The organism is Cupriavidus sp. 05N40 (genome assembly GCF_056397305.1).
Window position 1 is genome coordinate 1 of sequence record NZ_JBFTND010000248.1, and the last position, 9513, is coordinate 9513.

8 protein-coding genes and 1 pseudogene are annotated in these 9513 nt (G+C 65.8%); all 9 read right to left on the reverse strand.

What is annotated here, in order from left to right; translation table 11 throughout:
• Nucleotides 1-1345: UDP-glucose dehydrogenase family protein (locus AC1DO7_RS36055; protein ID WP_477117212.1), on the reverse strand; the 1345-nt coding region annotated here is incomplete at its 3' end.
• Nucleotides 1346-1387: 42 nt separating this feature from the next.
• Nucleotides 1388-2638: a lipopolysaccharide assembly protein LapB gene (gene lapB / locus AC1DO7_RS36060; RefSeq protein WP_441612519.1), complete on the reverse strand. Its 1251-nt coding sequence runs from the start codon at nucleotides 2636-2638 to the stop codon at nucleotides 1388-1390.
• Nucleotides 2639-2641: 3 nt separating this feature from the next.
• The gene (locus tag AC1DO7_RS36065; protein ID WP_441612520.1) at nucleotides 2642-2962 is read right to left on the reverse strand and encodes a lipopolysaccharide assembly protein LapA domain-containing protein; all 321 of its coding nucleotides are present in this window, start codon (nucleotides 2960-2962) and stop codon (nucleotides 2642-2644) included.
• 218 nt (nucleotides 2963-3180) lie between these two features.
• The gene (locus AC1DO7_RS36070; protein WP_441612521.1) at nucleotides 3181-3663 is read right to left on the reverse strand and encodes an integration host factor subunit beta; all 483 of its coding nucleotides are present in this window, start codon (nucleotides 3661-3663) and stop codon (nucleotides 3181-3183) included.
• 30 nt (nucleotides 3664-3693) lie between these two features.
• A pseudogene (gene rpsA / locus AC1DO7_RS36075) lies at nucleotides 3694-5388 on the reverse strand (30S ribosomal protein S1).
• Between the two features lie 146 nt (nucleotides 5389-5534).
• A complete protein-coding gene (gene cmk / locus AC1DO7_RS36080) occupies nucleotides 5535-6197 on the reverse strand; it encodes a (d)CMP kinase (protein WP_441612522.1) in 663 nt (220 codons plus the stop codon).
• Nucleotides 6198-6395: 198 nt separating this feature from the next.
• Nucleotides 6396-7700, reverse strand: coding sequence for a 3-phosphoshikimate 1-carboxyvinyltransferase (gene aroA / locus AC1DO7_RS36085; RefSeq protein ID WP_477117213.1), 1305 nt, complete (start codon nucleotides 7698-7700; stop codon nucleotides 6396-6398).
• Between the two features lie 94 nt (nucleotides 7701-7794).
• Nucleotides 7795-8703 carry a prephenate dehydrogenase gene (locus AC1DO7_RS36090; RefSeq protein ID WP_441612524.1) on the reverse strand — a complete coding sequence of 303 codons (909 nt, stop codon included), beginning with the start codon at nucleotides 8701-8703 and terminating at the stop codon, nucleotides 7795-7797.
• 124 nt (nucleotides 8704-8827) lie between these two features.
• Nucleotides 8828-9513: pyridoxal phosphate-dependent aminotransferase (locus tag AC1DO7_RS36095; RefSeq protein WP_477117214.1), on the reverse strand; the 686-nt coding region annotated here is incomplete at its 5' end.

Consider the following 9513-nt stretch of genomic DNA (forward strand, 5'->3'; position numbering starts at 1 on the left):
CATGGTATTCGATGCCTGCTTCCTGCATGGCCTCGGGCTCGTACAGATTGCGGCCGTCGAAGATGACGGGTGCCTTCAGGCGGCGCTTGATCTGGTTGAAATCCGGGCTGCGGAAGACCTTCCATTCGGTGAGGATGACCAGCGCGTCGGCGCCGTCCAGCGTATCCATCTGCGCTTCGCTGAAATGCACGCGGGCAAAGCCGCCCTCGATATCGGCGAGGTCTGCCTCCAGCGCGTGGCGAGCCTCCTCCATCGAGATCGGATCGTGCACGCGCAGCGACGCACCGCGTGCAACCAGTGCGCGCGCCAGCACCCGCGACGGCGCCTCGCGCATATCGTCGGTGTTCGGCTTGAACGCCAGGCCCCAGAACGCGAACGTGCGGCCTGCGAGATCCTCGCCGAAGCGGCGCACGACCTTGTCGGCCAGCACCTGCTTTTGCGCCTCGTTGACCGCTTCCACTGCCTCCAGCACGCGCATGGGCTTGCCGTGCGCGCTCGCGGTACGCATCAGTGCCTGCACGTCCTTGGGGAAGCATGAGCCGCCGTAACCGGCGCCGGCATAGAGGAAACTATAGCCGATGCGCGGATCGGAACCGATGCCCATGCGCACCAGCTCGATATCGGCGCCGACCTCGTCGGCCAGGTTGGCCAGCTCGTTCATGAACGAGATGCGCGTGGCCAGCATCGAATTGGCGGCGTACTTGGTGAACTCCGCCGAGCGCACGTCCATGTAGAAGGTACGTTCGTGGTTGCGGTTGAACGGGGCATACAGCTGGCGCATGATGGCCTTGGCATGGCGGCCCGCGACGTCGCCGTCGCAACCCAGCACGATGCGGTCAGGCCGCATGAAGTCTTCCACCGCGGCGCCTTCCTTGAGGAACTCGGGATTCGACACCACCGAAAACTGCAGATCTTCGAGCGCACGCGTAGCCAGTTCGGCGCGGATGGCCTGCGTGACACGATCCCCGGTGCCGACCGGCACCGTCGACTTGTCCACCACCACCTTGAAGCCCGTCATATGGCGGCCGATATTGCGCGCCGCCGCCAGCACGTACTGCAGGTCTGCCGAGCCGTCCTCGTCCGGCGGCGTGCCGACCGCGATGAACTGCACATCGGCGTGCTCCACGCTGGCCGCCACGTCGGTGGAGAAGGTCAGTCGCCCGGCTTCGCGGTTGCGCTGGATCAGCTCCTTCAGGCCCGGCTCGTAGATCGGCACGCCGCCGGCATTGAGCAGAGCGATCTTGCGCTCATCCACATCCAGGCAGAACACATCGTTGCCCAGTTCTGCCAGGCAGGCGCCGGTCACTAGACCGACGTAGCCGCTGCCGATAACGGTGACTTTCATAACTCGTACTCCAGATAGGGATTGGCGCGCGCTACGACGGCGTCAGCCCAGCGCCTCGGAACGGCGCGGTGCATAGGTTTCCCAGCGATTGCAGCCGGGGCACTGCCAATAGAACAATCGCGCGCGGAAGCCACACTCGCGGCAGGTATAGCGCGCCAGGTTGCGCGTACGATGCTGCAGCAGGTCGCGGATCGCCGATACCTCCTGCGCATGGGCGAGATCCTGGCCTGCGTCGGGCTGCGCCACCGCGGCGGCGGCGCCGGATCCGGCCGCGGCCACTTCGGCGGGCGCACCCTGCGCCTGCGCGACCTCGGCGGCCTGGGCCTCGAAATACTTGGTCAGGGCCAGCAGCGAAGGCTGCCGGCGCAGTTGCTCGCGCATCAGCGTCGCGGCCGCTTCCGCACCATGCAGCTCGAGCTCCGTCCGATAGGCGCTGTCGAGCAATTCCGGGGCCAGGTTGGTCTTGAGCAGGCCGCGCAGCCACTCCAGGGCCCGGCCTTCATCACCGAGCTGGCGATAGGCCTTGATCACGCGATCCGCCACCAACGGCAGGTAGGACGCATCCTGCTTCTCGATGCCCAGCCAGTGGCCCAGCGCGCCGGTGACATCGCCTGCCGCCATCGCCACGTCGCCGAGCAGCATCGGCGCGCGCACATTGGCGGGGTTTTCCTCGATGGCCTGCCGCAACCAGCCGGTCGCATCCTCTGGCTGCTTGCGCTGCAGCGCGTCCTGCGCCAGTTCGCAACAGAACTGCGCGATCTGCACCTTGTAGTCCTTCTGCTCGAGCGGCTGGAGTTCGCGCGCGGCCTCGATGGCCTTCTTCCATTCCTTCTCGACTTCGTAGAGTTCGAGCAGCACATGCTTGGCCGGCGCCGCGTAGGGGCCCGACATCAGCCGCCGCAGCGACTCTTCGGCACGGTCCAGCAACCCGGCGCGCAGATAGTCCTGCCCGAGTTCGTAGAGGGCGTGCTCGCGCTCTGCATCGGGCAGGTCCTGGCGGCTGGCCAGGTTCTGGTGCACGCGAATGGCGCGCTCGGTTTCGCCGCGCCGGCGGAACAGCGCACCGAGGGCGAAGTGAAGCTCGGTGGTCTCGGGGTCCAGGCGCACCACTTCGATAAAGGCATCGATGGCCTGGTCGGGCTGCTCGTTGAGCAGGAAATTCAGCCCTTTGAAATAGGAACGGGGAAGCGCGCCCTGCTCGCTCAGGAGCTGGCGCGCATCGAAGCGCGCGGCCATCCAGCCGAGGCCAAAGATCAGCGGCAGCGCAAGCAGCCACCAGGTTTCAAAAATCATGGCTCAGACTTTCGGGCCGACTACGTTGTAGGGAACGCCGGATGCGGCCGCCTGCGGATCGCTTGCGGCCGGCTGGCTGCGCGCCTCGCCGAGCGCACGCCGCAGCCGGCCCACTTCCATGCGCTGGCGCATCAGCGCGGGCGCAATGGCGGCGAGCGCGGCGACGATACCGAGGCCGAATGCGGCAAGCAGGATCAGGATCAGCGGCGCGCGCCAGACTGCGTCGAAAAACAGCCGCAGCGAGGCGTCGGCGGTGTTGCGCAGCGCCAGCACGAACAGCAGCGCGAACAGGACGATGCGGATGATCCAGGCGACAAGTTTCATGCGGGCTTCATGCGGACATCATGCGGACTTCATGCGACAGGTAGGAACTCGGGCCCAGGCAATGCGGCTATCAGGGCAGTCCCCGGTGGATTTCCGGCATTGTAGCGGAATCGCCTCGTGCCAACGGTAACGTCTTGTATGCCCACACAATGAAAAAGCGCCCCGATAAGGGGCGCTTTCTCGACTATCCAGGCATGTTGCGAGCGAATCGCAGCAAATCAGGACCGGGCCAGCTTCAGCCCGGCATCCTCGTGCAGCGCACCGCCGGCAACCGTCGCCGGCTTGGACTGGACATGCGTTGCCGCATGTGCCGCCCCAGGCGCGGCGCCGTGGCCGTTGCCGTTGGCGATGCCATTGCCGTTGCCGACGTGACTCCCGTTGGCAATGGCACCGGCACCACCGTTACCGGCCTGTGGCACCGGGCTGCGGTCGACCCGCTCGCGCAACTCCTTGCCCGCCTTGAAGTGCGGCACCCGTTTCTCGGGCACCAGCACACGTTCGCCGGACTTGGGGTTGCGCCCCACGCGCGGCGGACGCCGGTTCAGACCAAAACTGCCGAATCCGCGAATCTCGATTCGGTGGCCGTCGGCCAACGCTTCGGACATCGCATCGAGGATCGTCTTCACCGAGATGTCCGCATCCCGCAGCAACAACTGCGGGAACCGGGCAGCCAGTTTTTCGACAAGCTCGGACTTGGTCATGGGCATCCGCTGGCAGGAGTGAACCAATGCTTACTGGTTGTCCTGGCCGAGCTTGGCCTTCAGCAGCGCGCCCAGGTTGGTCGTGCCAGCCGTGCCGGTGTCAGCCGCGAACTTTTGCATCGCTTCTTGCTGCTCGACGTTGTCCTTGGCCTTGATCGACAGGTTGATGTTGCGCGACTTGCGGTCGACGTTCACAACCAGAGCGGTGATCTGCTCGCCTTCCTTCAGCACGTTGCGGGCGTCTTCCACGCGGTCAGCCGAGATCTCGGATGCGCGCAGGTAGCCTTCGACGTCATCAGCCAACTGCACCACGGCGCCCTTGGCATCAACCGTCTTGATCGTGCCGTTGACCAGGGAACCCTTGTCGTTGGCCGAGATGAAGTTGTTGAACGGATCGCCCGACAGCTGCTTGATACCCAGCGAGATGCGTTCCTTGTCGACGTCGATGCCCAGAACCACGGCTTCCACTTCGTCGCCCTTCTTGTACTTGCGCACGGCTTCTTCGCAGGTTTATTGCCAGGACAGGACGGACAGGTGCACCAGGCCGTCGATGCCACCGGGCAGGCCGATGAACACGCCGAAGTCGGTGATCGACTTGATCTGGCCGCCCAGCTTGTCGCCCTTCTTGTGGTTACGGCTGAAATCGTCCCACGGATTGGCCTTGCACTGCTTCATGCCCAGGCTGATACGACGCTTGTCTTCGTCGATATCCAGAACCATGACTTCGACTTCGTCGCCCAGCTGGACAACCTTGGACGGAGCAACGTTCTTGTTGGTCCAGTCCATTTCCGACACGTGCACCAGGCCTTCGATGCCGGCTTCGATCTCGACGAACGCGCCGTAGTCGGTCAGGTTGGTCACCTTGCCGAACAGGCGGGTGCTTTGCGGGTAACGACGCGAGATGCCGACCCACGGATCTTCGCCCAGCTGCTTCACGCCCAGCGAGACGCGGTTCTTCTCTTGGTCGAACTTGAGGATCTTGGCGGTGATTTCCTGGCCAACCGACAGCACTTCGCTGGGGTGACGCACACGACGCCATGCCAGGTCGGTGATGTGCAGCAGGCCGTCGATGCCACCCAGGTCCACGAACGCGCCGTAGTCCGTGATGTTCTTGACGATACCGTTGACGATGGCGCCTTCCTTCAGGGTTTCCATCAGCTTCTGGCGCTCTTCGCCCAGGGTCGCTTCCACGACAGCGCGGCGCGACAGCACCACGTTGTTGCGCTTGCGATCCAGCTTGATGACCTTGAATTCCAGGGTCTTGCCTTCGTACGGCGTGGTGTCCTTGATCGGACGCACGTCGACCAGCGAGCCCGGCAGGAACGCGCGGATGCCGTTGACCATGACGGTCAGGCCGCCCTTGACCTTGCCCGTGACCGTGCCCGAGATGATCTCGCCGTCTTCCAGCGCCTTCTCGAGGTTCAGCCACGATGCCAGGCGCTTGGCCTTGTCGCGGGAGAGGATGGTGTCGCCATAGCCGTTCTCGAGCGCGTCGATGGCCACGGAGACGTAGTCGCCGGCCTGCACTTCGAGTTCGCCCTGGTCGTTCAGGAACTCCTCCACCGGCACAAAGGCTTCCGATTTGAGGCCGGCGTTGACGACCACGAAGTTGTGGTCGATGCGCACGACTTCAGCGGAAATCACTTCGCCAGCCTTCATATTGGAGCGGGCGACGGATTCCTCGAACAGTGCGGCAAAGGATTCGTTAGTTTGCAGGTCGGACATAAACTTGAGTATCAATCCGCAGTACTCGGGCCGGCGCGAGGATCGCGCACAGTCTGCCAGGGCAGCGGGGTCAGGTTGGACAACACCGGCAGGTCCGCTCGGGCGGGCGCTGCCGGCACTTCAGTGCGAAGTGGTCAGGGCGCGGGTCAGGAACCCTGCACCGCAAACCACTGCAGCACTTGCGCCACCGCCTGATCCACCGTCATGTCGGAGGTATCGAGCAGTTTTGCATCCGTTGCGGGACGCAGCGGCGCGGCCGTGCGGGTGCGATCCCGCAGGTCGCGCGACTCGAGGTCACGCAAAAGGTCTTCGATATTAGCAGAAATTCCCTTATCAATCAATTGTTTATAGCGCCGGCGAGCGCGCGCCTCGACACTTGCGGTCAGGAATACCTTCAGGCGGGCGTCCGGGAAAATCACGGTGCCCATGTCGCGCCCGTCGGCGACAAGCCCGGGCAGCTTGCGAAAGCCCCGCTGCAGCGCCGTAAGCGCATCGCGCACCGGCTGATGCACGGCGATGGCCGAGGCGCGGTTGCCGGTCGCCTCGGCGCGCAGGGCCAGGCTGACCTCCTCGCCACTGAGCCAGACCCGGTCCGGGCCGAACTTGACATCGAGGTGGGCAGCCAGCCTTGCAAGCGCCTCGATGTCCTGTATATCGATGCCTGCACGCTCGCTGGCGAGCGCCACAAGGCGATACAAGGCCCCGCTGTCCAGCAAGTGGAAGCTGAGCGCATCGGCCACCTTGTGCGCTACGGTGCCCTTGCCAGAGGCAGTGGGCCCGTCGATTGTGATGACGTCGACAATAGTCATTGCTTATTGAAACAGAACAAAAAATTGAATACTTAAATCAGAACGGGAATTCGCCACGACAAGTCCTCCTTGTCCTTCGTCCGCGCGCAGGCGGCATCGTTCACACCGCAATTCCATACTGTGGCGCATTCCGCGCCCGGCCGCTACTGGGGCAGGCGCGCATGCGCGTATGCGGGCCTCCCGGCCCGCGCCGGGTGATCAGCGCGCCACCGTGGCGAACACGTCGAAGTAGTCCGGGAAGGTCTTGGCCACGCAACCCGGCTCGTTGATGCGTACCGGCAGCGGCCCGAACGCGGCCAGCGAAAAGCACATCGCCACGCGGTGGTCGTCATAAGTGTCGATACCGGCCGCCGGCGTCAGCCACTGGGTCGGTGGCGTCACTTTCAGGTAGTCCGCGCCCTCCTCCACCTCCGCGCCGAGCTTGCGCAACTCGATGGCCATGGCGCTGATGCGGTCGGTTTCCTTGACCCGCCAGCTGGCGATATTGGTCAGCGTGGTCGGGCCGTCGGCAAACAGCGCAGCCACCGCCAGCGTCATGGCGGCGTCGGGAATGTGATTGCAGTCGAGTTCGATGCCGCGCAGGCGGCCATCGTCACGCTCGGTGCCGCGCACCTCGATCCAGTTGGCGCCGGCCATGACATTGGCGCCCATGCGATTGAGCGCCTCGGCAAACTTCACATCCCCCTGGATGCTCGACATGCCCACGCCTTCCACGCGCAAGGGGCCGCCGCCGATGGCACCGGCGGCCAGGAAATACGACGCCGACGACGCATCGCCCTCGACGAAGATCTCGCCCGGCGAGCGATAGGCGGCACGCGCCGGAACGATAAAGCGCGACCAGCCTTCGCGCCTGACGTCGATGCCGAAGCGCGCCAGCAGGCTGAGCGTGATCTCGACATAGGGCTTGGAGATCAACTCGCCCACGATCTCGATCTCGATGGTGCCGGCGGCCGCGTCGGCCAGCGGCAACGTCATCAGCAGGGCCGTCAGGAACTGGCTGGAGACATYGCCGCGCACGCGGATGGGCGCATCGATGCGGATCTGGGCGGGCGAGATCTGCAGCGGCGGATAGCCCTCGGTCCCCAGGTAGTCGACCTTGGCGCCGATCTGGCGCAGGCCGTCGACGAGATCGCCGATCGGCCGCTCGTGCATGCGTGGCACGCCGGACAGCTTGTAGCTGCCGCCCTGCAGGGCCAGCGCCGCGGTCAGCGGGCGGATGGCGGTGCCCGCATTGCCCATGAACAGGTCCGCCGCCTTGCCGGGGAATTTGCCGCCCACGCCGCGCACCACGCACACGCCGTCTTCCTGGCGCCATTCCACGCCGAGCGTGCGCAGCGCCTGCAGCATCACGCGGGTGTCGTCGGAATCGAGCAGGTCGCATACGCGGGTCTCGCCCTCGGCGAGCGCCGCCAGCAGCAGCACGCGGTTGGAGATGCTCTTGGAGCCCGGCAGGCGAACCGTGCCAGAGGCGCGAGTGAGGGGACCGAGCGTGAGGTGTTCCATGGTCTGCAAGCGGGTTGGGCGACGGCCGTGCCGATGGCGGGCCGCCGTGGTGTGAATGACGCGAATGACGCGAAGGACGCGAAGGACGTGGCGGTCAGGGTTCGACGTTGACTGCAGGCGCACGCTGCGCGCCCCACTGAAGGCGGGCCTGGCTGGCACGCTGGAAGACGCGTTCAAGGCCCGCGCCGTCGCTTTTCTCGATCAGGGTCTTCAGGTGCGCGAGCATGGCCTGGTAGGTAGTCAGCTCGCTGAGCATCGCCTCGCGGTTGCCCACGCAGATGTCTCGCCACATTTCCGGGGAGGACGCCGCAATGCGCGTGAAGTCACGGAAACCGCCACCGGCGAAATCGAGCTTGAGCGCCGCGTCTTCGGCATTGGCCACCTGGGCGACCAGCGCGTACGACAGCAAATGCGGCAGATGGCTGACCGAGGCGAACACGGCGTCGTGCTGCACCGCAGACATCACATGGCAGAGCGCGCCCGCGGTCTCCCACATGGCGCGCACGGCGGCCACATCGAGGCGGGAGTTTTCCTGCAGCGGGCACAACACGACCCGCTTGCCGTCGTAGAGATCGGCCAGCGCGGCCTCGACTCCGTGCAGCTCGCGGCCGGCGATCGGATGCGCCGGCACGAATTGCGCTGCCTTGTCGCCCAGCGCGGTCTTGGCGGCCACGATCACATCGGACTTGGTGCTGCCCGCGTCGGTCACGATGGTGGCGGGCTCCAGGTGCGGCTCGAGTGCGTGCAGCAGCGCAAAGGTCTGCGCCACCGGCGCGCACAGCACGATCACGCTGGCGCCTTTGGCGGCTTCTTCCAGCGTCGCCGCCTCGTCGATCACGCCAAGCTTGAGGGCGCGCTCGAGCGCAGCCTGCGAGCGGCCCACGCCGACCACCGTGCCGACCGCGCCGGCCCGCTTGAGCGCAAGCGCGAGCGAGCCGCCGATCAGGCCGACGCCGACAATGACGACACGAGAAAAATAGGGGGCGGACGCAGGATCGGTCACGGGAATACGCTGCCAGGCACGAAAGTTCGGGAATCCGGCATTGTATCCGCTCCGCCCGGCATCGGCGCCGCCAAATGCGCGGGTGGCGGGCCGCGACGCGGGGACGGCGCCGGCCCGGGTGCCTTTACCTGAGCGCTTTTTCCAGCGCCGCGATGAAGGCGGCGTTCTCTTCGGGCAGGCCGATGGTCACGCGCAGCCACTTCGGCAGGTTGTAGTTGCCCACCGGGCGCACGATCACGCCCTGCCTGAGCAGCGCCAGGTTGACGCGCGCGCCGGCACCGTCGTCCTCGCCCACGCGCACCAGCACGAAGTTGCCCGAGGACGGCACGTATTGCAGGCCGAGCCGGTCGAACGCGGCCACCAGTTGCGCCTTGCCGGCGCGGTTCAGCTCGGCGCTGCGCTTGAGGAAGGCCGCATCGCCCAGCGCCGCGATCGCCGCCACCTGTGCGAGGCTGTTCACGTTGAACGGCTGGCGGACGCGGTTGAGCAGGTCGGTCAGCGCCGGCTGGGCCACCGCGTAGCCGACACGCAGGCCGGCCAGGCCGTAGGCCTTGGAGAACGTGCGCGACACCAGCAGGTTCGGATACCGGCGCACCCACGCGACCGAGTCGTACTGCTGCGCATCGTCCAGGTACTCGTTGTAGGCCTCGTCCAGCACCACGACCACGTCGGCAGGCACCTTGGCCAGGAACGCTTCGAGGGCGGCGGCCGGCAGGAAGGTGCCGGTCGGGTTGTTGGGGTTGGCGATGAAGACCAGGCGCGTATCCGGCGCGATGGCGGCAGCCATCGCGTCCAGGTCGTGGCCGAAGT